The sequence below is a fragment of the Palleronia abyssalis genome, from assembly GCF_900302445.1.
GTDB classification, from domain to species: Bacteria; Pseudomonadota; Alphaproteobacteria; order Rhodobacterales; family Rhodobacteraceae; genus Palleronia; species Palleronia abyssalis.
The window spans coordinates 216,547-240,574 of sequence record NZ_ONZF01000003.1 but is presented as its reverse complement, the minus strand read 5'-3'; the positions used below and the strand labels follow the sequence as shown (position 1 = coordinate 240,574).

General features: G+C 65.0%; 25 protein-coding genes. 9 read left to right on the top strand and 16 right to left on the bottom strand.

Features of this window, described 5'->3' with window-relative positions:
* From PAA8504_RS08475 to murD, 4 genes are read left to right on the top strand one after another with little or no spacing between them, the layout of a single operon-like run.
* Window positions 1–1,485: a UDP-N-acetylmuramoyl-L-alanyl-D-glutamate--2,6-diaminopimelate ligase gene (locus tag PAA8504_RS08475; protein WP_108893751.1), complete on the top strand. Its 1,485-nt coding sequence runs from the start codon at window positions 1–3 to the stop codon at window positions 1,483–1,485.
* A complete protein-coding gene (locus PAA8504_RS08470) occupies window positions 1,482–2,897 on the top strand; it encodes a UDP-N-acetylmuramoyl-tripeptide--D-alanyl-D-alanine ligase (RefSeq protein ID WP_108893750.1) in 1,416 nt (471 codons plus the stop codon). Before PAA8504_RS08475 ends, PAA8504_RS08470 begins: the two co-directional genes overlap by 4 nt.
* 3 nt (window positions 2,898–2,900) lie before the next feature.
* A complete protein-coding gene (mraY, locus tag PAA8504_RS08465; protein WP_108893749.1) occupies window positions 2,901–3,986 on the top strand; it encodes a phospho-N-acetylmuramoyl-pentapeptide-transferase in 1,086 nt (361 codons plus the stop codon).
* On the top strand, window positions 3,983–5,371 hold the full coding sequence (gene murD / locus PAA8504_RS08460; protein WP_108893748.1) for a UDP-N-acetylmuramoyl-L-alanine--D-glutamate ligase: 1,389 nt from the start codon (window positions 3,983–3,985) through the stop codon (window positions 5,369–5,371). The genes mraY and murD overlap by 4 nt, the downstream gene beginning before the upstream one ends.
* Window positions 5,372–5,431: 60 nt before the next feature.
* Here murD and infC read toward each other — a convergent pair whose 3' ends face one another.
* Window positions 5,432–5,992: a translation initiation factor IF-3 gene (gene infC, locus PAA8504_RS08455; RefSeq protein ID WP_245897569.1), complete on the bottom strand. Its 561-nt coding sequence runs from the start codon at window positions 5,990–5,992 to the stop codon at window positions 5,432–5,434.
* 136 nt (window positions 5,993–6,128) lie between these two features.
* Here infC and PAA8504_RS21775 point away from each other — a divergent pair, with 136 nt between their 5' ends.
* The gene (locus tag PAA8504_RS21775; RefSeq protein ID WP_146190469.1) at window positions 6,129–6,965 is read left to right on the top strand and encodes a hypothetical protein; all 837 of its coding nucleotides are present in this window, start codon (window positions 6,129–6,131) and stop codon (window positions 6,963–6,965) included.
* 61 nt (window positions 6,966–7,026) lie between these two features.
* Here the strand turns inward: PAA8504_RS21775 and PAA8504_RS08445 are convergent, their stop codons facing one another.
* The 6 genes from PAA8504_RS08445 to cysG all read right to left on the bottom strand — a co-directional run bounded on the left by PAA8504_RS08445 (window position 7,027) and on the right by cysG (window position 12,447).
* A complete protein-coding gene (locus PAA8504_RS08445) occupies window positions 7,027–7,845 on the bottom strand; it encodes a ferredoxin--NADP reductase (RefSeq protein WP_108893746.1) in 819 nt (272 codons plus the stop codon).
* A gap of 63 nt (window positions 7,846–7,908) precedes the next feature.
* Window positions 7,909–8,328, bottom strand: coding sequence for a DUF934 domain-containing protein (locus PAA8504_RS08440; protein ID WP_108893745.1), 420 nt, complete (start codon window positions 8,326–8,328; stop codon window positions 7,909–7,911).
* Window positions 8,325–9,077, bottom strand: a complete 753-nt coding sequence (locus tag PAA8504_RS08435; RefSeq protein WP_108893744.1) for a phosphoadenylyl-sulfate reductase — start codon at window positions 9,075–9,077, stop codon at window positions 8,325–8,327. The genes PAA8504_RS08440 and PAA8504_RS08435 overlap by 4 nt, the downstream gene beginning before the upstream one ends.
* Entirely contained in the window at window positions 9,067–10,734 is a 1,668-nt protein-coding gene (locus PAA8504_RS08430; RefSeq protein WP_108893743.1) for a nitrite/sulfite reductase, read from the bottom strand. The genes PAA8504_RS08435 and PAA8504_RS08430 overlap by 11 nt, the downstream gene beginning before the upstream one ends.
* A gap of 4 nt (window positions 10,735–10,738) precedes the next feature.
* Window positions 10,739–11,038 (bottom strand): DUF2849 domain-containing protein, encoded by a 300-nt coding sequence (locus PAA8504_RS08425; RefSeq protein WP_108893742.1) that lies wholly within the window; start codon window positions 11,036–11,038, stop codon window positions 10,739–10,741.
* Entirely contained in the window at window positions 11,038–12,447 is a 1,410-nt protein-coding gene (gene cysG / locus PAA8504_RS08420) for a siroheme synthase CysG (RefSeq protein WP_108893741.1), read from the bottom strand. Before cysG ends, PAA8504_RS08425 begins: the two co-directional genes overlap by 1 nt.
* Window positions 12,448–12,590: 143 nt before the next feature.
* Here cysG and PAA8504_RS08415 point away from each other — a divergent pair, with 143 nt between their 5' ends.
* The gene (locus tag PAA8504_RS08415; protein ID WP_108893740.1) at window positions 12,591–13,052 is read left to right on the top strand and encodes an Lrp/AsnC family transcriptional regulator; all 462 of its coding nucleotides are present in this window, start codon (window positions 12,591–12,593) and stop codon (window positions 13,050–13,052) included.
* A 44-nt stretch (window positions 13,053–13,096) separates the two neighbouring features.
* Here PAA8504_RS08415 and PAA8504_RS08410 read toward each other — a convergent pair whose 3' ends face one another.
* From PAA8504_RS08410 to PAA8504_RS08370, 9 genes are all read right to left on the bottom strand, one after another.
* The gene (locus PAA8504_RS08410) at window positions 13,097–13,432 is read right to left on the bottom strand and encodes a hypothetical protein (RefSeq protein WP_108893739.1); all 336 of its coding nucleotides are present in this window, start codon (window positions 13,430–13,432) and stop codon (window positions 13,097–13,099) included.
* Window positions 13,432–13,824: a hypothetical protein gene (locus PAA8504_RS08405; RefSeq protein ID WP_108893738.1), complete on the bottom strand. Its 393-nt coding sequence runs from the start codon at window positions 13,822–13,824 to the stop codon at window positions 13,432–13,434. The genes PAA8504_RS08410 and PAA8504_RS08405 overlap by 1 nt, the downstream gene beginning before the upstream one ends.
* Window positions 13,825–13,889: 65 nt before the next feature.
* Window positions 13,890–14,333 carry a PRC-barrel domain-containing protein gene (locus tag PAA8504_RS08400; protein WP_108893737.1) on the bottom strand — a complete coding sequence of 148 codons (444 nt, stop codon included), beginning with the start codon at window positions 14,331–14,333 and terminating at the stop codon, window positions 13,890–13,892.
* A 110-nt stretch (window positions 14,334–14,443) separates the two neighbouring features.
* Window positions 14,444–16,396, bottom strand: coding sequence for an acetate--CoA ligase (acs, locus tag PAA8504_RS08395; protein WP_108893736.1), 1,953 nt, complete (start codon window positions 16,394–16,396; stop codon window positions 14,444–14,446).
* Between the two features lie 48 nt (window positions 16,397–16,444).
* Window positions 16,445–17,209, bottom strand: coding sequence for an ABC transporter ATP-binding protein (locus PAA8504_RS08390; protein ID WP_108893735.1), 765 nt, complete (start codon window positions 17,207–17,209; stop codon window positions 16,445–16,447).
* Between the two features lie 11 nt (window positions 17,210–17,220).
* A complete protein-coding gene (locus PAA8504_RS08385) occupies window positions 17,221–17,979 on the bottom strand; it encodes an ABC transporter ATP-binding protein (RefSeq protein WP_108893734.1) in 759 nt (252 codons plus the stop codon).
* 13 nt (window positions 17,980–17,992) lie between these two features.
* The gene (locus tag PAA8504_RS08380; protein WP_181375757.1) at window positions 17,993–19,189 is read right to left on the bottom strand and encodes a branched-chain amino acid ABC transporter permease; all 1,197 of its coding nucleotides are present in this window, start codon (window positions 19,187–19,189) and stop codon (window positions 17,993–17,995) included.
* 73 nt (window positions 19,190–19,262) lie between these two features.
* Complete coding sequence (locus PAA8504_RS08375) at window positions 19,263–20,294, bottom strand: branched-chain amino acid ABC transporter permease (RefSeq protein WP_108893733.1); 1,032 nt, start codon at window positions 20,292–20,294, stop codon at window positions 19,263–19,265.
* Window positions 20,295–20,432: 138 nt separating this feature from the next.
* The gene (locus PAA8504_RS08370; protein ID WP_108893732.1) at window positions 20,433–21,806 is read right to left on the bottom strand and encodes a substrate-binding protein; all 1,374 of its coding nucleotides are present in this window, start codon (window positions 21,804–21,806) and stop codon (window positions 20,433–20,435) included.
* Window positions 21,807–22,037: 231 nt separating this feature from the next.
* Between PAA8504_RS08370 and PAA8504_RS08365 the strand changes: the two genes are divergently transcribed.
* From PAA8504_RS08365 to PAA8504_RS08355, 3 genes are all read left to right on the top strand, one after another.
* Window positions 22,038–23,285 (top strand): helix-turn-helix domain-containing protein, encoded by a 1,248-nt coding sequence (locus PAA8504_RS08365; RefSeq protein WP_146190468.1) that lies wholly within the window; start codon window positions 22,038–22,040, stop codon window positions 23,283–23,285.
* Between the two features lie 90 nt (window positions 23,286–23,375).
* Window positions 23,376–23,762: a response regulator transcription factor gene (locus PAA8504_RS08360; protein ID WP_108893730.1), complete on the top strand. Its 387-nt coding sequence runs from the start codon at window positions 23,376–23,378 to the stop codon at window positions 23,760–23,762.
* Complete coding sequence (locus tag PAA8504_RS08355) at window positions 23,759–24,028, top strand: hypothetical protein (RefSeq protein WP_108893729.1); 270 nt, start codon at window positions 23,759–23,761, stop codon at window positions 24,026–24,028. The genes PAA8504_RS08360 and PAA8504_RS08355 overlap by 4 nt, the downstream gene beginning before the upstream one ends.

Below are 24,028 nucleotides of genomic sequence, written 5' to 3'. Positions count from 1 at the left end.
ATGGCCGAGAAGACGACACCGCTGGCGGGGCTGGGCCTGTCCGCGCAAGGCGGGGCAGAGGCCCGGATCACCGGGCTGTCCGTCGACAGCCGCGAGACTCGGGACGGGCACTTGTTCGCGGCCCTTCCTGGCGTGCGGGTGCACGGTGCTGAGTATGTACAATACGCCGTCCGCATGGGCGCTGCCGCGATCCTGACGGACCGGGAGGGGGCGCGCATCGCGGCCCCGGCGTTGGAGGGCACCACAGTCGCGCTGATCGTCGCCGAAGCGCCGCGCCAGGCGCTGGCCTTCGCGTCCGCGCTGTGGTTCGACCGCGCGCCTGAAACGATCGTCGCGGTCACGGGTACGAACGGCAAGACCTCGGTGGCCAGCTTCACCCGCCAGATCTGGGCCGAGCTGGGGCTTCCGGCGATCAATGTCGGAACGACCGGGGTGGAAGGGGCGTGGGATACCCCGCTGCATCACACCACGCCCGAGCCCGTGACCCTGCACCGGGTGCTGTTCGAGGCCGCGCGGGTTGGCATCACCCATGCCGCGATGGAGGCCTCGTCCCACGGGCTGGACCAGAACCGGCTGGACGGCGTGAGCCTGCGCGCCGCGGCGTTCACCAACCTGTCGCAGGATCACCTGGATTATCACCCTGATCTCGACAGTTATTTCGACGCCAAGGCGGGCCTTTTCGCGCGTGTTTTGCCCGAGGACGGGACGGCTGTCATTAATGTCGAGGATTCCAAGGGCGAGGCGATGCGTCTGGTGGCCGAAAAACGCGGCCAGGATATCCTGACGGTGGGGCGGCAGGCCAATGCCGCCCTGCGCATCACCGGGCAACGCTTTGACGCGACGGGCCAGGATCTGCGGTTCACATGGAACGGGGCGGCGCGGCAGGTTCGGCTGAACCTGATCGGCGGTTTTCAGGCCGAGAACGTGCTGCTGGCCGCCGGCCTTGCCATCGGGTCCGGCAGTGACCCGCAGGCAGTGTTCGACGCGCTGCCGGCGCTATCCACCGTGCGGGGGAGGATGCAACTGGCCGCGACGCGCGACAACGGGGCCACGGTGTTCGTGGATTACGCGCATACGCCCGCCGCGCTGGAAACTGCGCTGAAAGCCCTTCGTCCCCATGTCATGGGACGGCTGATCGTCGTCTATGGCGCCGGGGGCGATCGAGACCGGGGCAAGCGCCCGATGATGGGCGAAGCCGCGCGGGACCATGCCGACCTCAGGATCGTCACCGACGACAACCCACGCTCCGAGGAGCCCGCCGCCATCCGCGCGCAGATCTGCGCCGCCGATCCGGAAGCGGGCAATATCGGCGACCGCGCCGAAGCGATCCTGCGCGGGGTAGACGCGCTGGAGCCGGGCGATGCGCTGCTGATCGCCGGCAAGGGCCACGAGACGGGCCAGATCGTGGGTGAAACGGTCTATCCGTTCGACGATGCCGAACAGGCGAGCGTGGCTGTCGCCGCCCTCGACGGGCGTGTGGCATGAGCCTCTGGACCTCTGCCGATGCCGTTGCCGCGACCGGGGGCCGGACCATCTGCGACTGGCAGGCCTTCGGCGTTTCCATTGACACGCGCACCTTGCAGCCCGGCGATCTGTTCGTTGCGCTGACGGTCGCGCGGGACGCGCACGATTTCGTGGCGACTGCGCTGAAAAAGGGGGCTGCGGCGGCTTTGGTCAGCCGCGTGCCCGACGGGGTGGACCCGGGCGCGCCTTTGCTGATCGTCGACGACGTGCAGACCGCGCTGGAAGGTCTCGGGCGGTTTGCCCGGTCGCGTTTGACGGGGCGTGTGCTGGCGATCACCGGGTCGGTCGGCAAGACCACCACCAAGGAAATGGCCCGTGCGGCCTTCGCGGCGCAGATGCGCGTTCATGCGGCCGAGGCGAGCTATAACAATCACTGGGGCGTGCCGCTGACGCTGGCGCGGATGCCGCCCGAGACCGAGTTGGGCATTATCGAGATCGGAATGAACCATCCCGGCGAGATCGCGCCCCTGTCCGAACTGGCGCGCCCGCATGCGGCTATCGTGACCACGGTCGCGCCGGCCCATCTGGAGGCGTTCGAAAGTATCGAGGGGATCGCCGTTGAGAAGGCGTCGATCTTCCGCGGGCTAGAGGCTGGGGGGATCGGTATCTACAACGCCGACATTCCGACCGCATCGATCCTGGCCGACGCCGCCGGGCCAGGGGAAATCGGGTTCGGCACGGGGGAAGGCTGTGACCTGCGGGTTTGTGACGTCATGCTCCGGGACGAGCAGACAATTTTTCGCGCGATCCGGAACGGCACGGAGATCCTCGTCTCTCTGTCCGCCCCGGGCAAGCATCTTGCGATGAACGCTGCATCCGTTCTGGCCGCGGCCGAAGCCGTGGGGGCGGACCCGGATCTGACCGCGCGCAACCTCAGCGCGTGGCAGCCCCCGCAGGGCCGGGGTACGCGAGAGACGATCGTTCTGGACGAGATAGAAGGGCGCCAGATCACGCTGATCGACGACGCCTTCAACGCCAACCCCGCCTCGATGGAGGCGGCGCTGGACCGGTTGGCCGCGGCCCAGCCCGGCCCCGGGGGCCGACGCGTGGCGATCCTGGGCGACATGCTGGAACTGGGCCCCGAAGCGGACGCGCATCACGCCGCCCTCGCGCAGCTTCCCGCGATGGAGCGGATCGCCTGCGTCCATTCCTCGGGGCCGCTGATGCGCATCCTTCATGACGCCCTGCCACCCGACCGCCAGGGGGTCTGGGCCGAGACGGCCGAAGAGCTGGCGGCCGATATTCGCCATCTTGTCCATTCCGGCGATATCGTGCTGGGCAAGGGATCGAAATCGGCAAAAACGTCGGTGGTCGTTGACGCGATCCGCAAAATGGCCCATCGCACCCGCCGTGCCGCCCAACAGGACACCTGACCCATGCTTTACTGGCTGACCGAGTTCTCTGACGGGGGGGATCTGTTCAACCTGTTCCAGTACATCACCTTCCGCGCCGGCGCCGGGTTCTTCACCGCCCTTGTTTTCGGGTTCGTGTTCGGACAGCCCCTGATCAACCTTCTGCGCAAGCGCCAGAAGCACGGGCAGCCCATTCGCGCCGACGGCCCGGAGGGACACCTGACCACCAAGGCCGGAACGCCGACAATGGGCGGGGTGCTGATTCTGGGGGCGCTTCTGGTTTCGACCCTGCTATGGGCGCGGCTCGACAACCCATACGTGTGGATGCTGTTGTTCGTCACGGGCGGCTTCGGCGTGATCGGGTTCCTCGACGACTATGCCAAGGTCACCAAGAACACCCATGCCGGTCTGTCGGGGCGGGTGCGGCTGCTGATCGGGTTCACCATCGCCGGGATCGCGGGGGCTTGGGCCGCATGGTTCCACCCCGCCGATCTGACCGGGCAATTAGCCTTTCCCGTCTTTGCCAACGTGCTTCTGAACCTTGGGGTGATGTTCGTACCCTTCGCGATGATCGTGATCGTGGGGGCGGCGAATGCCGTGAACCTGACCGACGGGCTGGACGGGCTGGCGATCATGCCGGTGATGATCGCCGCCGCGACGCTGGGCGTTATTGCCTATACCGTGGGGCGGACGGATTTCACCGAATATCTGGGCGTCCACTACGTGCCCGGTACGGGAGAGATCCTGATCTTTACCGCCGCGTTGATCGGCGGGGGCTTGGGCTTTCTGTGGTACAACGCGCCGCCGGCCGCGGTCTTCATGGGCGATACCGGAAGCCTCGCCCTGGGTGGGGCACTGGGGGCCATTGCCGTGGCGATCAAGCACGAGCTTGTGCTGGCCATCGTCGGCGGCCTTTTCGTGGTCGAGGCGCTGTCGGTCATCATTCAGGTCCTGTACTTCAAGAGTACGGGCAAGCGCGTTTTCCTGATGGCCCCGATCCACCACCATTTCGAGAAGCGTGGCTGGGCCGAACCGCAGATCGTGATCCGGTTCTGGATCATCTCGCTGATCCTTGCGCTGATCGGCCTTGCGACGTTGAAGCTGCGATGATCCCGGTCACGGGCGTCAGCGGGCGCAAGATCGCCGTTCTGGGCCTTGGGCGGTCCGGCCTTTCGGCCGCGCGGGCGATCCGTGCCGGCGGAGGAGAGCCGGTGTGCTGGGATGACGGTGCCGAGGGACGGCAAAGGGCCGAGGACGAGGGGTTCACCGTCACCGACCTGACCCGCGGCGGCGCGTTCGAGGGGATTGCCGAGCTGATCGTCTCGCCCGGGATCCCTCATCTGTATCCGCAGCCCCATGCCGTCGTGTCGGCCGCCTTGGCGGCAAGCGTGCCGGTGGATAACGATATTGGCCTGTTTTTCCGGTCCGTCGGTGTGGACGGATTGCCCAAGGTGATCGCGGTGACGGGATCGAACGGGAAGTCCACGACCGCCGCCCTGATCGACCATGTGCTGCGCAGTGACGGCCGACAGGTGCAACTGGCCGGCAATATCGGGCGCGGCGTGCTGGACCTGGACCCGCCGGGCGAGGGTGACGTGGTCGTGCTGGAGCTGTCGAGCTATCAGACCGAACTGGCGCGGGCGTTGACCCCCGATGTCGCGGTGTTCACCAACCTGTCGCCCGACCATCTGGACCGGCATGGCGGGATGGGCGGATATTTTGCGGCCAAGCGCAGGCTGTTCTCGGAAGGCGGTCCGGACCGCGCGGTGATCGGCGTGGACGAGATCGAAGGGCGGTTCCTGGCCGGTCAGATGGCCGAGGGCGCCGGCGACGACCGCGTCATCCGCATTAGCGTCGACCGCAAGCTGCCCGGCCCCGGCTGGTCCGTGGTTGCGCGGAAAGGATACCTTGCCGAATGGCGCAAGGGACGACAGGTCGGTGCCATCGACCTGCGCGCGGTGAAAGGACTGCCGGGCAGTCACAACCACCAGAACGCGTGCGCCGCCTATGCCGCGACGCGTGCGCTGGGGCTGTCGCCCAAGGCAATCGAATCCGCGTTCCACAGCTTCGCAGGACTGCCGCACCGGTCGGAACTGGTGGCCGAGCGAGCCGGGGTGCGGTTCGTGAACGATTCGAAGGCGACGAATGTCGATGCGGCCGCCAAGGCCCTTCTTGCCTTCGACAAGGTGCGCTGGATCGCTGGCGGTCTGGGCAAGGAAGGCGGGGTCACCGCGTTGGAGCCGTTCCTGGGATCGGTGTCAAAGGCCTATCTGATCGGGCATTCGGCGCGGGATTTCGCGGTGCAGCTGACCAGTATCCCGGTCGAGATCTGCGAAACCATGGAAGTTGCCGTGGCCCGCGCGGCAGCCGAGGCCGCACCGGGCGAGGTAGTTCTACTGGCCCCCGCAGCGGCCAGTTTCGACCAGTATCCGAATTTCGAGAAGCGCGGCGACGATTTCAAACGCCTCGTCGGTGCGCTGGACCAGACCGGGTAGGCGGGCACGAAAAAGCCCGGCCGCAACGCGGTCCGGGCCTGTCCGGTCTGGCAGTTGGTCCTAGCGCGAGGGGCCGATCATCATGACCATCTGGCGGCCTTCCATCTTCGGGAAGTTCTCGACCTTGCCGATCTCCTTGGTGTCCTCGGCCACACGCTCCAGCAGCTCGCGGCCCAAGTTCTGGTGCGCCATCTCGCGGCCACGGAACCGCAGCGTGACCTTCACCTTGTCGCCGTTTTCAAGGAATTTGAAAACGTTACGCATCTTGACTTCGTAGTCGTGCGTGTCGGTGTTGGGGCGGAACTTGACCTCCTTCACCTCGATCGTCTTCTGCTTCTTGCGTGCCTCGGATTCCCGCTTCTGCTGTTCGTATTTGAACTTGCCGAAATCCATGATCTTGCACACGGGCGGTGTGGCGTTGGGCGAAATCTCGACCAAGTCCAACCCGGCCTGTTCGGCCATTTCCATGGCGCGATCGGGCGTCACGACGCCTGCGTTTTCCCCATCCGCGCCGATCAGGCGGATTTCGGGGGCACGGATGCGGCCGTTGACGCGGGGTCCGGTGTCACGCGTGGGGGGCGCGTTATGAGGTCTGCGGGCGATGGGTGTGTCCTCTCTCAAGACAATATTACAGGCAGGCAATTTAGCGTCTCGGGGCGTCTGCTTCAAGCCATGCCGGACCTTCGTGCGATTTGCCGCGTTGGAAGGCGAATGAGGGCCGGATCCACCGGCGATATCACGAGGAAGGAGTGTCCCTATGTTGACGCGTATGACATCGCTTGCTGCGCTTCTGGCCGCTGGCATGACGCTGGCCGCCTGCCAGGAAGAAGAGACCGAGACCACGACCGAGGAGACCAGTTCGGTCGCGGAGGACTCGACCGACATGGCTGAAGAGGCCGAGGCCGAAGTCGAAGAGACCGTGGACGAAGCATCTGCCGAAGTGGAAGAAGCCGAGGCCGAGGTGGAAGAGACCGCTGAGGACGTCGGTGCAGAAGCTGAAGACGTCGCGCAGGACGTAGAGGCCGCCGCGGAAGATGCCGAAGCCGAAGCCGAAGACGCGGCCGCCGAAGCGGAAGCCACTGCCGAAGAGGCCGAGCAGGAAGCCGAAGAGGCGACCGGGATGACGGACGGCGAAACCACTGCAGCCGGTACGTCGGATGACGAGCAAGCGGCCGCGGTCGATGCCCCCGAGGATTCGGCTGCTGAAGTGACCGAGGCGGAAACCTCGAGCACCGGGGAAGCGTCCTCGGAAGCGACTGAAGCAGCCCGTGCGGCCGCGCAAGATGGCGAATCCCCGGCCCAAGCTGCCGAGGTCGAAGCGACCGAAGCGGCCCAGGAAGAGGGTGTTGCCGGGTCCGGCGCCGATGGCGGCGTCACAATCGACGAGCTTCTGACCGAGGACGGGTTCGATCCGGACCGCATCGTCGCCTACATGGAAGAAGAGCAGACCGATCTCGATCAAGAGACGCGGGATGCCTTGGTCCAGGCCGTAGAGACCGTCGACACCGAGAACGAGGTCGCGGTCGAGGCGTTGATCGAGCGCCTGCGGATTGCGTTCGACATGGAAGCGAACGCCGCTGCCACCACCGAATGACGACAAAGCCCCGGCGCAGAGCTGCGCCGGGGCTTCGCTTTTTCTCCGAAGGTCGCCTGGTTCAGCCGACAAAGGCCTTTTCCACCACGTATTCGGCAGGATCGCTGTTCGCGCCCTCGCGCAGACCGAAGCCTTCCAGAATTTCCTTCAGATCGTTGTTCAGCCCCAGCGACCCGCAGACCATTGCACGGTCCGTGCCCGGCGTAATGCCGTCGATGCCGAGGTCACGGAAAACCTCGCCCGAGCGCAGAAGGTCGGTGATCCGACCCATCTTCGGGCTCTCCTCGCGTGTTGTGGTGGGGTAGTAGACCAGCTTGTCCACGCCCCCCTCAGTCAGCTCACGCATCATCTCGTCCGATTTCACGTGCTCGACCAGCTGCCGGCCGTATTCCAGCTCGGCCACGTCGCGGCAGGTGTGGGTCAGGATGACCTGGTCATAATCCTCGTAGGTTTGCGGCTCGCGGATCAGGCTGGCGAACGGCGCGATGCCGGTTCCGGTCGAGAAGAACCACAGCCGGTTGCCCGGAAGCAGGGCGTCATGCACCAGCGTGCCCACGGGCTTGGGGCGCAGGATGATCTGGTCGCCGGGCTGAATGTGCTGAAGACGCGAGGTCAGCGGGCCGTCCTGTACCTTGATCGAGTAGAATTCGAGCTCGTCGTCCCAGGCGGGCGAGGCGATGGAATAGGCGCGCAGAAGCGGTTTGCCGTCATCCTTCAACAGGCCGATCATCACGAACTCGCCCGAGCGGAAGCGCAGCGAGGCAGGCCGCGACACCCGGAACGAGAACAGCCGGTCGGTCCAATGCGTGACCGACTGAACCGTTTGCGCGTCGGGAAGGGTAGGGGTCTTTGGGTTGGCGACGGAGGTCATGTCATTCATTCTGGGTTGCCGGAACGGGTCCGGCCCTTCTGTAACGGGGTCGTTTTCGATGCGAAAGGCGGGTCAGCCGCGCAGGCGGCTTTGATAGTCGTGGGCTTGCCACTTGGCGCGGGCCAGCCACTGATCCTCGGGCTGACGGGCGGCCAGATCGTCGTCGATCTCGACCTCGTCGAACCCGGCGCGGCGCGCCATGGCGTATTGATCGGCGATCACGTGGCCCTTGGCACGCAAGCGGCCCTCATAGCCCAAGCGGCGCAATTGGCGGGCGATGGTGAAACCGCGCCCGTCGGAAAAGCTTGGGAAGTCCACGCGGATCATCGCGACGCCCCCCAGCTTGCCGTCCATTTGCACGGGATCGGTGTCTGAAGGCACGTCCAGCGCCAGACCCCGCCCGGCCTCGTCGCTGGGGTGATTTTGCAGCGGGGTATAGCCAGCTTCCCAGTCGTCGGGGGCGAAACCTTGATCTGTGACGATGACGCTCATGCCGCGTCCTCCTTCTTGATGCGGACCATCTTGCCGTTGACGAAGTGGATCCCGCATTCTTCCTTTTCCTGGCCGCGCCAGCGCCCGGCGCGTTCGTCCTCGCCCGGGTTCACCTTGCTGGTGCAGGGCTCGCATCCGATCGAGGGGTACCCCTGGCTGACCAGCGGATGACGGGGCAGCTTGTTGTTGACCATGTATTCGCGCGTCGCGTCGCGTTCCCAATGGACCAGCGGATTGATCTTGATGCGGCCCGAGCCCGGTTCTTCCTCGAAGAAGTCCAGATCGGTGCGCGCCCCGCCTTGATACTGCTTGCGCCCGGTGATCCATGCGTCGAACCCGTCGAGGGCGCGTGCCAGCGGCACGGTCTTGCGAAAGTTGCAGCACGCATCCGGGTCGGTGACGTTGAGCTGCCCGTCCGGGTCCAGCCTGGCGGTATCGTCGGGATCGGGTTTCAGGATCCGGACATCGGTGAGGCCGAGCTTCCTGGCGACCTCCTTTTGATACTCCAGCGTTTCCTTGAACAGCATCTGCGTGTCCAGAAACAGGACCGGCGTCTTAGGATTGACGACCGACACAAGGTGCAGCAGCGCTACGGATTCCGCCCCGAAGGACGAAACCATGGCAACCTTGCCCACGTCATTATCCCTCAATGCATGGCGCAGCACGTCGATGGCGGCGTGGTGCGCGTAGCGCTTGTTCAGCTCGGCGACGCGGGTCGCGACGGGGGTGTCGAACGCTTCATGCCGCATCTTGCTTCGCCTTTTCCGGGTACAGCGCGGCCTTGAATGGCTCCATCCCGACCCGGCGATAGGTCTGCAGGAAGGTCTCGTCCTCAGCCTCGCGAATGTCCAGGTATTTCAGCATGATGCGCTCGATCGCGGGGACGATCTCGTCATAGGCGAATCCGGGGCCGGTGCGGGTGCCGATGGTGGCATCCTCGGTCCCGTCGCCGCCCAGCGTGATCTGGTAGTTCTCGACCCCCGCGCGGTCGAGGCCGAGGATCCCGATATGGCCGACATGGTGGTGGCCGCAGGCGTTGATGCAGCCCGAGATCTTGATCTTCATCGGGCCGATCTCGTGTTCAAGCTTCAGCTCCTCGAAGCGGGTCGCGATGTCTTGCGCGACGGGGATCGAGCGTGCGGTGGCCAGTGCGCAGTAATCCATGCCGGGGCAGGCGATGATGTCGCTAAGCAACCCGATATTGGCGGCGGCAAGGTCCGCCTCCTTCAACGCGCGGTGGATTTCGGGCAGATCGGCGCGGCTGACATGGGGCAGGATGACGTTCTGCTCGTGGCTGATCCGAAGCTCATCATAGCCGTAAGCCTCGGCCAGCGCGGCCATGACTTCCATCTGGTGTGCGGTCGCGTCGCCCGGGGTGGCGCCCGGCTTTTTCAGCGAGATCGAGACGATGCCATGATCGTCGCGCTTGTGGGGCGTGACGTTGGTGTCGACCCAGGCGCGGAAGACCGGGTCCGCGTCATACGCCTGCCGGTAGGCGGCAAGATCCGCGGCCTCGAACGCGGGCGGGGCGAACTGGGACTGGATCTCGCCCAGGATCTGCTGGTCCACGCCGGTGAAGGCGGGGCGGATCTCGGCGAAGCGTTCCTCGACCAAGCGGCGAATTTCCTCGATCCCGGTCTCGTGCACGGTGATCTTGATGCGCGCCTTGAACTTGTTGTCGCGGCGGCCCAGCAGGTTGTAGACGCTGACGATGGCCTCGCAATAGGGCAGCAGGTCGGCCTCGGGGACGAAATCGCGCACGACCTTGCCGATCATCGGCGTCCGGCCCAGGCCACCTCCGGCCAACACGCGGAAGCCGATCTCTCCGTCCTTCTCGACGATCTGCAGGCCGATGTCGTGGGCCTTGATGACCGCGCGGTCGTGTTCGGCGCCGGTGATGGCGATCTTGAACTTGCGCGGCAGGAACTGGAATTCCGGGTGGTCGGTGGACCACTGGCGCAGCAATTCGGCATAGGGGCGGGGATCGCGAATCTCGTCCTGCGCGGCCCCTGCGAAATGGTCGGCAGTTACGTTGCGGATCGTGTTTCCGGAGGTTTGGATCGCGTGCATCTCGACATCGGCCAGCGCGTCGAGGATGTCGGGAATGTCCTTCAGCTTGGGCCAGTTGTACTGAATGTTCTGGCGCGTGGTGAAATGGCCATAGCCCTCGTCCCAGCGATCGGCGATCATGCCAAGCTGGCGCATCTGGCGGCTGGACAGCGTGCCATAGGGGATCGCCACGCGCAGCATGTAGGCGTGCAGTTGCAGATACAGGCCGTTCATCAGGCGCAGCGGCTTGAACTCGTCCTCAGTCAGCGAGCCGTCGATGCGGCGTTCGACCTGGGCGCGGAACTGGGACACGCGCTCGCGCACGAAGGCTTCGTCGAAATCGTTGTACTTGTACATGGGATCAGACCTCTGCCTGCTTGCCGAGGGCGTAGTTCGACGGGCCGCGGGTGCGGAACGCCTCTCGGAAATGGGTGGGTTCGGGGCCGTTCTCCCCGGCCTTTGCATCTGCAAGGTAAGCGCCGACGACCAGGTCGGGCTGGCTCTGGGCGTGGATCAGGCGATCCTGCGCGACGGCCTCGTCCTCGATCAGTTCGGCGTCGGCGATGGTCGTGGACCAGCGGTCGTCGGCGGTCAGCCAGACCGAGTCGCCTTCGAGCAGGCGGTTCGCGGTGACGACTTTCGGGGTGAAGGCGCGGGGCATCAGAGGACCTCCTGCAGGGTCGGATGTTCCAAATGGGGACGGGTCAGGGACGCGGCGGTCCGCGGGGCGAGACCCAGAAGAACGACAGCCGGACCGGTCAGGTTCGCCCGGCTCAGCTCGGGTTCCAGCGTGGAAAGCGTGGCCGACAGCACTCGTTCATTCGGGCGAGACGCGTTCTCGATCACCGTGACGGGGGTTTCGGGGTCGGCCCCGTGCATCAACAGGCGGCCCTGGATGAACCGCGCGGCGCGCTTGCCCATGTAGATCGCGGCAACCTGACCGGGCTTGGCGAGGTCCGCCCAGTCGTGATCGGCAAAGCCTTTCATGTCGTGCCCGGTCAGGAACCGGACATTGGCGTTCCGCCCCCGCCGTGTGAGGCTCTGCCCGATTGTAGCAACAGAAGCCGACGCGGCCGTGATGCCAGGCACGATCGAGAAGGACAGGCCGGCCGCCTCGACCGCCTCGACCTCTTCGTCGAGCCGTCCGAACACGGTGGGATCACCGGATTTCAGGCGCACGACCTGGTGGCCGTCGGCGACGTGCCGCACGATATGGGCGTTGATCTCTTCCTGTGGCGTGTGGCGGCCGAAGCCTTCCTTGCCGACATCGATCATCAGGGCCTCGCGCCGGGCGAGTTCCAGGATCTCGGGCGTGACCAGCCGGTCGTAGATCACCACATCGGCGGTATCGAGCGCCTTGCGCGCCTTCATGGTCAGAAGATCGGGATCACCCGGGCCAGAGCCGACAAAGGCCACATGGCCGGCCGCGGCCTGGCGGGTCAGGTGGGCGTTCAGAAGGTCGTCCAGCGTTTCACGTACGGATGCCTCGCCGCCCGCTGCATGTGCGCGCGGGCCCGCGGTGTCATAATAGTCGGCCCAGAAATCCCGGCGGGCGCGACCCATGGGCAGGGCTTCTGCCACGTGCCGGAAGGACTTGCCGATCCGGGCGAGGGTGCCGAGGACGGGCGACAGGCGTTCTTCCAGCTCGCGCTTGATCTGGCGGGCGAGGACAGGGGCGGCACCTTCCGTCCCGATGGCAACGGTGACGGGGTCGCGGTCGACGATGGCGGGCGTGATGAACTGCGAGCCATGAAGGTTGTCGACCAGGTTCGTCAGCGCGCCGTCGGCCCGGGCCAGCTTCGCAACGCGTGCATCTTCTGCATCGTCGTCATTGGCCGCATAGAACAGCGCGGCGCACATTGCGTCACCCGGTTGCAGGCGGCGGCGGACCAGGCGCAGCCGTCCTTGCGTGGCCCACTCGGCGATCTCGGGCGCGGGATCCGGGGCGAAGACGGTCAGGTGCGCTTCGGTCTTCAAAAGCAGACGTAGCTTGGCCAGCGCGGCCTCGCCGCCGCCCGACAGGACGACGCGGCGCCCTTCAAGCGCGAGGAAGATCGGAAAGTGCTTCATCGGACGGACTCCGGGTATTGCGCGTTGCAGTCGAGATAGAACGTTTTTCCGCTTCCGTGCAGGGGCATGGGCTATATAAGGAACGTGTGTTCCCGCCGGGTGCCCTTGCGGGTCGGGTGTTCCGCACGAAGGGGGTTGAGCGAATGGATGTCCGCCTGGACGATCTGGATCGGAAGATCCTCCGCGAATTGCAGCGTGATGCGGGGCAATCCCTTGATGAAATCGCGAAAGAGGTCGGTTCGTCCAAGACGCCCGTCTGGAACCGGATCCGCAAGATGCGCGAGGCTGGCATCGTCGGCGCGCAGACGGTCCTTCTGGATGCTGAGTCGTTGGGATTCGACGCGTGTTTCTTCGTGCTGATCCGCACCAGCGAGCATGAGAAGGATTGGCAGGACAGATTCCTGGCCGCCCTGAAGGCCCGCCCGGAAGTGCAGGAGGCACACCGGCTGGCGGGGGATATCGACTATATTCTGAAGGTCCGTGTGAAAAATGCGCGGGCCTATGACACATTTTATCAGGCGCTTATTGCAGAGGTGAAAATTCACAACGTTACGGCGCTTCTGTCGATGGAAGAGCTGAAGTTCACCACCGCGCTGCCGTTGTGATCGGCGAAATTTGGGTATTTTTCCAAGGGTGAAACAGCGGTGCGTCAGACGGCATCGGCTTTCTCGACTTCCGAAAGGGAGGCCCACCATGTCGCGTATGTCGAGTTCCAAGGCGCCGTTCGGGTCTGGTCCGGGGCACCATCGGTCCACCAGACCGGGCCACGCTCGCCCAAGCGCCGTTTTGCCGCGTCCACATCATTGCGTGCGACGTGTTCGCCTTCCTCGGTTTCCGCCTGGCCGACCGCGCGGCGGGCTTGCATCAGGGCCTTGACGGCGGCGCGCCGTTCGGTGTCGGGCAGGGAAGGGTCGGTCTTGCGCCAGAGCCGACCCTTGGAGACGAAGTAGCGCCCGTCGGGCGTCGTCGGCGCATCCTTCGGCATCAGGCGCTTTCGTAATCCGAAAGCTGATCGATCATGGTCTGGTCCAACGGCGTCGTGGCGCGGAGAACGCCGTCCTCGCTTTCCTCGATCTGAACATCGTCGAGGTTCAGAAGGACCTTTCGCGTCGACAACTCGCCAAAGCCCCCCATGGACATCACGAGTTTGTCCGGACCGTCCCTGATAATGACGACATCTTCGATTTCACCAAGGCCCTCGCCGTCCGAACCGGTGATCATGGTACCAATCAGACGCTCGGCCTCGAGCCCGTCGATGGGGATTTCCGAGAACTCGGCGGGCCCGACGCTGAGGGTCTGGGCCAGCCCGGAATTCTCTTGCGCATGAAGTTGCAGGCATGGCGTGAGGATGAGGGGTAGAGCGAACAGGATACGCATGTGCGGCCTCGCTTTCTCTTGCACTGTCAAAAGATAAACTCGCGTCCCGGCCCCGATGTTCCGGATCAGTTCGCCGCCCGCTGCCCGTCATAGGGGGGCAGGGCGAGCAGGTCCTGACGTGTCATGTCGAGGACCACCCGCGTTCCGAAGTCGTCGGAGCGTCCAATCTGGGCCCGATCGAGCGGAACTGCGACGGGGTGGTCGAACGTCCCCAAAACACCGCCCACGGTGAAGATCAGCGCCTCGGCCATGCCATCCTGGATCACGAGGCCGTCGACGTCGCCGATCCGATTGCCCGCAGAGTCGAGGACGCGGGCTGCCGTCACCAGCTCGACGCTTAGCTCCTCGGGCGGGACCGGGGTGAAGCTTTCGACGGCCTCCGTCCCGGCTTTGAGCCGTCCTGCAAGGCTACCCGATTGCTTGAACGGAACCTCCTCAACAGGGATCGTTCCCTGCGCGGGCGCAGCGATGGGCAGAATGAGGAGGTAAGGCAGAACGTGTCGGAGCATGGAATATCCTTCTTGTGCGCTTGCTCCGAAGGATAGCGCAAAGCTGGAAGTTCCGAGTGCATCGTGGCGCGGCCCAGCGTCGCATTGGGCCGCGCCGGTCCGGGAATGTCCTACCGGTTCAGGCGGTTCTCGATCAGGTCGTCGACGACCTCGGGCTCGGCCAGTGTCGAGGTGTCGCCCAACGCGTCATGCTCGTTCGCGGCGACTTTCCGCAAGATGCGGCGCATGATTTTCCCTGATCGCGTCTTCGGCAGACCGGGGGCGAACTGGATAAAGTCAGGCTTCGCGATCGGGCCGATCTCCTTGCGGACCCAGTCCGAAAGCTCTTTCTTCAGTTCGTCTGACGGCTCCTGTCCCGACATGAGCGACACATAGGCGTAGATGCCCTGGCCCTTCACGTCGTGGGGGACGCCGACAACGGCGGCCTCGTTCACCGCGTCATGCGCGACAAGGGCCGATTCCACCTCGGCCGTGCCCATGCGGTGACCGGACACGTTGATGACATCATCGACGCGGCCGGTGATCCAGTGATAGCCGTCCTCGTCCCGCGTGCAGCCGTCGCCCGAGAAGTAGTAGCCCTTGTATTGCTGGAAATACGTGTTTTCGAACCGCTCGTGATCGCCGTAGACGGTGCGCATCTGGCCGGGCCAGCTGTCGGCGATGGCCAGCACGCCATCGACCCCGTTCCCGTCCTTTTCGGTACCGGCCTCGGCGTCGAGCACGACCGGCTTCACACCGAAGAAGGGCAGGGTGGCCGAGCCGGGTTTCGTCGGCGTGGCGCCGGGCAGGGGCGTTAGCATGTGGCCGCCGGTCTCGGTCTGCCACCAGGTGTCCACGATGGGGCAGCGGCCTTCGCCCACGACCTTGTCGTACCAGTTCCAGGCCTCGGGGTTGATCGGCTCGCCCACGGTGCCGAGAACCTTGATCGAGGACCGGTCGTACTTCGTGACGAAGTCGTCGCCCTTTCCCATCAGCGCACGGATCGCGGTGGGGGCGGTGTAGAACTGCGCGACCTTGTGGTCCTGCACGATCTTCCAGCAGCGTCCCGCGTCGGGATAGGTGGGCACACCTTCGAACATGATCGTCGTCGCGCCGTTGGCCAGCGGGCCGTAGACGATGTAGCTGTGACCGGTGACCCAGCCGACATCGGCGGTGCACCAGTAGACGTCGCCATCCTTGTAATCGAACGTGTATTCGTGGGTGATGGCGGTGTAGAGCAGATAGCCGCCGGTGGTGTGAACGACCCCCTTGGGCGCGCCGGTTGAGCCGGAGGTATAGAGGACGAACAGCGGATCCTCGGCGTTCATCTCCTCGGGCGCGCAGCTGTCGTCGACATCCTCTTCCATCTCGTGCAGCCAGTGATCGCGACCGGCGACCATGTTGGCCTCGTTGCCCTGGCGTTTGACGACAAGCACCTGCGCGTCATGTTCGACCTTCTCCATCGCCTTGTCGGTGTTGCCCTTGAGGTCGGTGGCCTTACCGCCGCGGGGGGCGCCGTCCGAGGTGATGACGACCTTGGCCCCGCAGCCGTTCACCCTCTGGGCCAGCGCGTCGGGTGAGAATCCGGCGAACACGACCGAATGAATCGCGCCGATCCGCGCGCAGGCCAGCATTGCATAGGCGGCCTGCGGGATCATCGGCAGATAAATCACCACGCGGTCGCCCTTGCCCACGCCCATCTTCTTCAGCACATTGGCGAACTTGTTCACATGGCTGGCCAGCTGCTGGTATGTGATGTGCTGGTCGCTGCCGTCATCCTCGTCGGGGACCCAGATGATCGCGGTCTGGTCGCCACGGTCCTTCAGGTGCCGGTCGATACAGTTCTGGGCGACGTTCAGCGTGCCGTCCTCGAACCACTTGATCGAGACGTTGCCATAGTCGAAATTCGTGTTCTTGATCTTCGTCGGCGTCTTCATCCAGTCGAGCCGGGTCATCTGCTCGGACCAGAACCCCTCGGGGTCTTCGATCGAACGGGCATACATCTGGTCGTACTTCGTCCGGTCGATATGGGCTTTCGACGCGAAATCGTCGGACGGGGCGTGCATCTTCTGTTCATCCAGCATTGGGTGTCCTCCCTTCAAGTCCTTGCCTGGCCAGCTAGGGGGCTTGGCCTAGATGGCGAGGTATTCCTGCCTGAGCGCCTCGTTCTCTAGCACCTCGGCGGCCGAGCCGTCATAGACCACCGATCCCGTATCCAGGATCACCGCGCGGTCAGAGATCTTCAAGGCGGCGACGGCGTTCTGTTCGACCAGGATCGTCGTGATCCCCTGGTCGCGGATGAGGTTTAGGGTCTTCGCAATTTCCTGTACGATCACCGGGGCCAGACCTTCGTAGGGTTCGTCCAGTAGCAGCACCTTGATGTCCCGGCACAGGGCGCGGCCGATGGCCAGCATCTGCTGTTCGCCGCCCGAAAGGGTCACGCCCTCCTGCTTGCGCCGCTCTCCCAGGCGGGGGAACAACTCGTAGATCCGCTCGATCCCCCAACCCTTGGGCGGGGCGATCTGGGCCAGTTGCAGGTTCTCCTCGACCGTGAGGCCAGCAATGATGCGGCGATCCTCGGGGACAAGCTGAATGCCGGCGGCGGCGGCCTGATGGGCCTTCATCTCGTGCAGGGGCTGGTGATCCAGCCAGATTTCCCCGTGCTTCAGCTCGGGCGTGCCGACCCGGGCGATTGTGCGCAGGGTCGAGGTCTTGCCAGCCCCGTTGCGGCCCAGCAGGGCCAGGATCTCACCCTCGTGGACGTTGAAGCTGACATCCTGAACGATGTAGCTCTCGCCGTAATACGCCTCGATGTTCGAGACCGAAAGGAAGGCGGGCGCGGTGGCCGCGTGGTTGGCGTTGGGGTTCCAGTCGCCGGACTTGTCGGGCTTGTTCATGGTGTTTCCTTTCAGACCTCGGCTTCGCCAAGATAGGCTTCGCGCACCTTCGGGTGGCCCTTGATGTTCTCGGGGATATCCTCGACCAGCGGGGTGCCCTGGGCCAGCACGGTGATCCGGTCTGCAAGGCTGAAGACGACGTGCATGTCATGCTCGATGATGCACAGCGTCACGTCGCCCTTGGCCTTGATGGTCTTGAGAAGGTCGATCGTGTTGTTCGTGTCGGCACGGGCCATGCCGGCCGTGGGTTCGTCCAGCAGCAGGAGCTTGGGCTTCTGCGACAGGCACATCGCCATCTCCAGCCGCCGCTTGTCGCCGCGCGACAGCGAGGACGCCACGATGTCCCGCTTTTCTAGCATGTTGACCTCGTCCAGCATCCGTTCGGCCTTGTCGACGATGTCGGTCTCGTTATCCGTCCGCTCGTAGGCGTGCATTCGGAAGGCCCCGTCGCGCTTGGCGAAGCAGGGGATCATCACGTTCTCGAACACCGTCAGATCGCCGAAGATTTCGGGCGTCTGGAACACGCGGGAGATACCCATCTGGTTGATCTCGTGCGGCTTGCGTCCCAGCACCGAATTTCCGTCGAACATGACCGAACCCGAGTCGGGGATCAGCTTGCCGACGAGGCAGTTCAGCAACGTCGACTTGCCTGCCCCGTTGGGCCCGATGATGGCGTGGCAGGTGTTCTCCTTGACGGAGAGGTTCACGTCGCCCAGCGCCTGCAGACCGCCGAAGCGCTTGTTCACGCCTTTGACTTCAAGGATTCCCATCGTTTCGTCTCCCTTACTTGGCGTTGCGCTTCTTGGCGGCCGCGTCTTCGACATTGGTCGCCTTGCGGTCGCGGCGGAACACGGTGGCGATGCGCTGTCCGCCCTCGACCAGCCCGCCGGGCAGGAAGATGACGACGAGCATGAACATCAGGCCCAGTGTCAGGTGCCAGCCCTTGCCCACGAAGGGGTGGACGATCGTCACGAGCAGATCCTCGATCCCGTCGGGCATGAATGCGAACCACTGGTGCAGGACGCCGTCGTTGATCTTCGAGAAAATGTTCTCGAAATACTTGATAAGGCCTGCGCCCAGGACCGGGCCGATTAGGGTGCCCGCACCGCCCAGAATGGTCATAAGCACGACCTCGCCCGAGGCGGTCCACTGCATCCGCTCGGCGCCCGCAAGCGGGTCCATCGAGGCCATGAGCCCACCGGCAAGCCCCGCATACATCCCCGAGATCACGAAGGCCGCCAGGGTGTAAGGACGCGGGTTGACGCCGGTGTAGTTCAGGCGCTGCTGGTTCGACTTCACCGCCCGCAGCATCATCCCGAAGGGCGAGCGGAAGATGCGGATCGCCATGTAGAAGGCGGCGAGCATGATGATCGCGCAGACGTAGTAGCCGAAGTTGAAGGTGAACGACCACGCGCCGATCTCGATCGTCTCGGTCGCGCGCATCGTCACGCCGAACAGGTGCGGCATGTCAGGGGCACCCGCCGATTGCAGGTATTGCGGGTCCGAGGTGTAGACCTGAAGCCCCGTCTCGCCATTGGTGATGGGGGTCAGCACCGAATATGCCAGCGCGAAGGACATCTGCGCGAAGGCAAGAGTCAGGATCGAGAAGTAGATCCCCGACCGCCGCAGCGAGATATATCCGATCAACACCGAGAACAGCGCGGCCACGATGACCGACAGAACGAGGCCCGGCAGGATGTTGTAGTTCAACAGCTTGAACATCCAGACGGTGGCGTAGGAGCCGACCCCGAGGAAGGCCGCGTGGCCGAACGACAGGTAGCCGGTCAGGCCGAAGAGGATGTTGAAGCCAATCGCGAAGATTCCGAAGATGACGAAGCGCTGCATCAGGTCCGGATAACCTGCGTTGAACTGTGCCAGGCTGCTATCGGCCGGGAACGGATTCAGCAGGATCGGCGCGGCCATGGTCAGGATCAGGACAATCACCATCAGCGTGATGTCGCGGCCTTTCAGTCCCAGGATGCCCGAGGTTTCACGGGTTTTCCGGGTGGTTGTCGCACCGGCGGGAGTGTGGGTGGTCTGGTCGGTCATTGGATTACTCCTCCATCACGCCCTTGCGGCCCATCAGACCGCGCGGACGGGTCAGCAGCACCACGATGGCGACGAGGTAGATGATGATCTGGTTGATGCCGGGCACGAGGCCGATGGCCCAGGTGGTCGAGGCGAAGCTTTCGAGAATTCCCAGAAGGAAGCCCGCCAGCACCGCACCGGGCAGCGAGCCCATGCCGCCCACGACGACCACGACGAAGGACAGCACCAGGAAGTCCATGCCCATGTGGTAGTTCGGCGGGTTGATCGGCGTGTACATCACGCCCGCCAGACCCGCGACGGCCGCCGCGATGCCGAACATGATGGTGAAGCGCTTGTCGATATCGATGCCCAGGATGCCGACCGTCTCGCGATCCGCCATGCCGGCGCGAACGACCATGCCGAAGGTGGTGAATTGCAGGAACCCGAAGACCGCGGCGATGATCGACAGCGAGAAGATGAAATAGACCAGACGCCAGATCGGGTAGATGACGACGTTGGGGTCAAAGCCCAGCAGCACGCCGAAATCCATCGACCCGCGGAACACGTCGGGCGCGGGCGTCGGGATCGGGTTGGCGCCGTAGAAATACTTGATGACCTCCTGCAGAACGATCGCCAGGCCGAACGTCACGAGGATCTGGTCCGCGTGGGGGCGCTTGTAGAAGTGCTTGATGAGGCCGCGCTCCATGATGAAGCCGACGAGCAGCATCACCGGAATCGCCAGCAGGATGGCCAGCGGGACCGACCAGTCGATGATGCTGGCGCCGATTTCGGGGCCGAACCACGCTTCGACATACGGCGTCTGGACCTGCATCGGATTGCCCAGGAAGTCGGTCCGGCTTTCGTCGATCGTCGTGAAGCTGGCGTTGAAGATGCGTTGCAGCGTGACGGCGCAGAAGGCGCCGATCATGAACAACGCGCCGTGGGCGAAATTGACGACGCCCAGGGTGCCGAAGATCAAGGTCAGGCCAAGGGCGATCAGCGCATAGGCCGATCCCTTGTCCAGGCCGTTCAGGATTTGAAGGAAAATGGCTTCCATGGGCCTCGCCTTTGATGAAGGGAAGGGGTTCGGCGCCCCCAGGGGGAGGCCGGCGACCGCGTAGATGTCATGTCGTTAAGTCCCGGCGTCGGGGCCGGAAGGGTCGCCCCGGCGGTTACGCCGGGGCGGGGGCACGCATCAGGCGCCCGGGTTGCACTCGCCCAGGTCGCCGCCGGCGAACATGGGGTGGTCGGGATCGTAGGTGACCTGCTCGGTCGGGGTGGCCTCGACGATCTCGACCAGGTCGAACTCGTTTTCCGGGTTCTCCTTGCCGCGCACGACCACGACGTCCTTGAAGCACTGGTGGTCGGCGGCACGATACAGCGTCGGACCATTGCCCAGGCCGTCGAACTCGAAGTCTTCCAGTGCCTCGACCACGGCACAGGGGTTGAACGAGCCGGCGCGCTGCACCGCATCCGCATAGAGCATCGTCTGCGCGTAGCAGGTGTGGGCCGCCTGCGAGGGCGGAAAGCCGTACTTCTCTCCGAAGGACTGCACGAAGGCATTGGTGCCTTTGTAGCGGTCGCCCAGCTGGTTCTCGAGCTTCCAGTCCCAGTTCTGCGAGCCGGGGATACCGGCGATGTTCTCGCCCGCGCCGCGCGCCATCAGCTCGGAATACAGCGGAACGATGATCTGGAAGTCCTTGCCGTTGGCCTGCGCTTCCTTCAGCCCGAACTGCACGGCGTTGGTCAGCGAGTTGACCATGTTGCCGCCGTAGTGGTTCAGGAACAGTACGTCCGCGCCCGATTGCAGGACCGGCGTGATGTAGGACGAGAAGTCCGTTGCCGCCAGCGGGGTGAGGACGTTGTTCACCGTCTCCCAGCCCATCGCCTCAGTCGTGGCCTGCATCGATTCCTGCGTGGTCCAGCCCCAGGTATAGTCGGCTGTCAGGTGATAGGCCTTGCGGTCCGTGCCGTAGAGGCTCTCCAGAACGGGACCCAGTGCCGCGGCGGACTGGTAGGCGTTGAAGAAGTGGCGGAAGCCGTTGGCCTTGCGGTCCTTGCCGGTGGTGTCGTTCGAGTGGGTCAGGCCGGCCATGAAGATGACGCCGGCTTCCTGGCAAAGGCCCTGGACCGCAACCGCGACGCCCGAGGACGACCCGCCCGAGATCATCACCGCGCCGTCTTTCTCGATCATCGAACGGGCGGAGGCACGCGCGGCGTCGGACTTGGTCTGCGTGTCGCCGGTCACGTACTCGACCCGCTTGCCGAGGATCCCGCTGCCTTCCAGCGCGTTGGACGAGAAGGTCTGGAGCATGCCGCCCGATCCATCGCCGTTCAGATGCTCGACCGCCAGTTCGAAGGCGCGCAGCTCGTCGGCGCCCTCATCGGCATAGGGGCCGGTCTGGGGCACGTTGAAGCCAAGGGTCACGGTGTCGCCGGTGGGGGCGTTGGTAAAGCCCTGCTCCTGCGCCCAGGCGGCGCCGGTAAAGATCGTGGGGGTGGCAAGCGCCGCACCCGTGGCGGCACCGGTCTTTATCAGACCGCGACGCGTCAGGTTCGATTTGGTCATGGAGTCCTCCCGTTTGATTGATCGCCCCTTTAGCCCGCGCGTCTCCTCCCGCGGTAGGGTCGTGGCCCTTGTTACAGGACTGCCTGCATTCTGCGGAGCGTCGGCAAAGCAGGCAACAAACCGTTGCCACTTGGTAACTTTTCTGTAAATTTATGCGCGCTGCAGTGCCGCAATCTGTAAATTTCTTGTCGGCGCGGCGCAGAAACACCCTTTGAGGAAAGGAAGATTCCGTTGGCGTCTGACAGGATGATCGGCGCGCGGATCCGGGCGCGGCGCTTCGATCGGGGTCTCAGCCAAGCGGATCTGGCGAAGGCCGCGGGGATCTCGGCCTCGTATCTGAACCTGATCGAACACGACAAACGGCGCATCGGCGGGCGGGTTCTGGCGGCCGTGGCGGACGCCTTGGGAACCGATCCGCACCGCCTGTCGGAAGGGGCCGGGCCGCGGTTGATCCGGGCCTTGATGGCCGCCGCTGCCGCCACCGAGAGCGACCCGCCACCCGAGATCGACCAGATCGAACGCCTTGCCGCCGATCTGCCCGGTTGGACCGCGCTGATTGCCGCGCAGTCCGACCGTATCGCGGCGCTGGAGGCACGCATCGCCGCCATGGGCGACCGAATGGCACACGACCCGGCGCTTTCGGCCTCGGTCCACGATGTGCTGTCGATGGTCACCGCGATCCGATCCTCCGCGGCCATTCTGGTCGAGGAAGAGCTTGAGGCCGATTGGCAGCGCCGGTTTCACCGCAATATTGACGAGGATAGTCGGCGGCTTGCGACCTCGGCCCAGGCCTTGGCCGGCTATCTGACCGCCGGAGAGGGGGCCGCATTCGACGCGGTCAGCCCGCAGGAAGAGGTCGAGGCATGGTGCGCCGAGCGTGGGTTCGCGATTTCAGGCGACATGCCGGTCGAAGGCGATCTGAGCGAGGGTGCCCGCGCCCTTCTGGGCGCCGTGCTGGCCCGGGCGGGCGCGGATGCGTCCCGGCTGCCGGACAGCGCCTTGCTGCGCGGGCTGGAAGATGGTGTCGATCCGTTCGCGCTGGCCTCCGGAACGGGGGTCGATCCGGGACTTGTCATGCGCCGGATCGCCACGCTGCCGCGCGAAAGGCTGGGGCGCGATGTCGGTCTGGTGGAATGCGACGGCGCGGGCGCGATCCTGTTCCGCCGCCCCACGGCGGGGTTCGATCTGCCGCGCTATGGCGCGCCCTGTGCGCTATGGCCGATCTTCCAGGCGCTTCTGGTGCCGCACGGCCCCCGGCATGACGTCGTCCGCCAGTTCGGCCGCGATGCCCGCCCGGCCGAGACGTGGTGTTCCGTGGCCCTCGACCATCCGGCGGGGTATGGGGGGCCCTTGACGGCGCGGGCTACGATGCTGATCCTGCCGGGCGCCGCGGAGGACGTTCCGCCAACGCTCGGCACCACGTGTCGCCTGTGTCCGCGGGCCGACTGCCCCGCCCGGCGGGAGGCGGCGATCCTGTGAAGCCTTTTGACAAGCCGACCGCGCTGCCGTCTTATGCACGGGTCCTGACCCGGGGGGAGTGTGGTCCGGCAAGAGGGAGGAGGGTCGGTCTTGACCGACAGACAGCGCGTTCTTCTGATCGAGGACGAGCCCAACATCATCGAGGCGATCCGCTTCGTGCTGTCCCGCGACGGCTGGCAGGTCGCGACCCATCCTGAGGGAAGGGGCGCGGTCGAGGCCGTGCGCGACCGCATGCCGGACGTGCTGATCCTGGACGTTATGCTGCCTGACCGGTCGGGCTATGACATCCTGGCCGACCTGCGCGCGGACGAGGCGTTGCGCGATCTGCCGATCATGGTGCTGACGGCGCGCGGTCAGTCCAAGGAGCGCGAGATGGCGCTGGAGATCGGGGCGGACGTGTTCATGACCAAGCCGTTCTCGAATGCCGAAATGCTCGAGGCCGTCCGCGCGCTCGCGCATCGACGCGATACGGCATGAGCCCGCTGAAGGAATTGCCGTTCCTTGAGCGGACGAGTTACCGTCGGCGACGGCTGGGCGATGCCGCGCGACTTCTGCCGGTTCTGGGTATGGTCCTGTTCCTGCTGCCGTTAATGTGGGCGAGCGACGGGGCCGGGACTACCGCGCGCAGCGGACTTTACCTGTTCGGGGCGTGGGGCGGGCTGATCGCATTGTCCTTCGCGATCTCACTCCGGTTGGCGCGGATCGTCCGGGCCGAGGACGGGACAGGCCCGGAGGGCGACTGA

Bases quoted from the DNA above. Each gene is read 5' to 3' on its own strand.
- PAA8504_RS08475 (WP_108893751.1), top strand. From the start codon at position 1: ATGGCCGAGAAGACGACACCGCTGGCGGGGCTGGGCCTGTCCGCGCAA.
- PAA8504_RS08470 (WP_108893750.1), top strand. From the start codon at position 1,482: ATGAGCCTCTGGACCTCTGCCGATGCCGTTGCCGCGACCGGGGGCCGG.
- mraY (WP_108893749.1), top strand. From the start codon at position 2,901: ATGCTTTACTGGCTGACCGAGTTCTCTGACGGGGGGGATCTGTTCAAC.
- murD (WP_108893748.1), top strand. From the start codon at position 3,983: ATGATCCCGGTCACGGGCGTCAGCGGGCGCAAGATCGCCGTTCTGGGC.
- PAA8504_RS21775 (WP_146190469.1), top strand. From the start codon at position 6,129: ATGTTGACGCGTATGACATCGCTTGCTGCGCTTCTGGCCGCTGGCATG.
- PAA8504_RS08445 (WP_108893746.1), bottom strand. From the start codon at position 7,845: ATGAATGACATGACCTCCGTCGCCAACCCAAAGACCCCTACCCTTCCC.
- PAA8504_RS08440 (WP_108893745.1), bottom strand. From the start codon at position 8,328: ATGAGCGTCATCGTCACAGATCAAGGTTTCGCCCCCGACGACTGGGAA.
- PAA8504_RS08435 (WP_108893744.1), bottom strand. From the start codon at position 9,077: ATGCGGCATGAAGCGTTCGACACCCCCGTCGCGACCCGCGTCGCCGAG.
- PAA8504_RS08430 (WP_108893743.1), bottom strand. From the start codon at position 10,734: ATGTACAAGTACAACGATTTCGACGAAGCCTTCGTGCGCGAGCGCGTG.
- PAA8504_RS08425 (WP_108893742.1), bottom strand. From the start codon at position 11,038: ATGCCCCGCGCCTTCACCCCGAAAGTCGTCACCGCGAACCGCCTGCTC.
- cysG (WP_108893741.1), bottom strand. From the start codon at position 12,447: ATGAAGCACTTTCCGATCTTCCTCGCGCTTGAAGGGCGCCGCGTCGTC.
- PAA8504_RS08415 (WP_108893740.1), top strand. From the start codon at position 12,591: ATGGATGTCCGCCTGGACGATCTGGATCGGAAGATCCTCCGCGAATTG.
- PAA8504_RS08410 (WP_108893739.1), bottom strand. From the start codon at position 13,432: ATGCCGAAGGATGCGCCGACGACGCCCGACGGGCGCTACTTCGTCTCC.
- PAA8504_RS08405 (WP_108893738.1), bottom strand. From the start codon at position 13,824: ATGCGTATCCTGTTCGCTCTACCCCTCATCCTCACGCCATGCCTGCAA.
- PAA8504_RS08400 (WP_108893737.1), bottom strand. From the start codon at position 14,333: ATGCTCCGACACGTTCTGCCTTACCTCCTCATTCTGCCCATCGCTGCG.
- acs (WP_108893736.1), bottom strand. From the start codon at position 16,396: ATGCTGGATGAACAGAAGATGCACGCCCCGTCCGACGATTTCGCGTCG.
- PAA8504_RS08390 (WP_108893735.1), bottom strand. From the start codon at position 17,209: ATGAACAAGCCCGACAAGTCCGGCGACTGGAACCCCAACGCCAACCAC.
- PAA8504_RS08385 (WP_108893734.1), bottom strand. From the start codon at position 17,979: ATGGGAATCCTTGAAGTCAAAGGCGTGAACAAGCGCTTCGGCGGTCTG.
- PAA8504_RS08375 (WP_108893733.1), bottom strand. From the start codon at position 20,294: ATGGAAGCCATTTTCCTTCAAATCCTGAACGGCCTGGACAAGGGATCG.
- PAA8504_RS08370 (WP_108893732.1), bottom strand. From the start codon at position 21,806: ATGACCAAATCGAACCTGACGCGTCGCGGTCTGATAAAGACCGGTGCC.
- PAA8504_RS08355 (WP_108893729.1), top strand. From the start codon at position 23,759: ATGAGCCCGCTGAAGGAATTGCCGTTCCTTGAGCGGACGAGTTACCGT.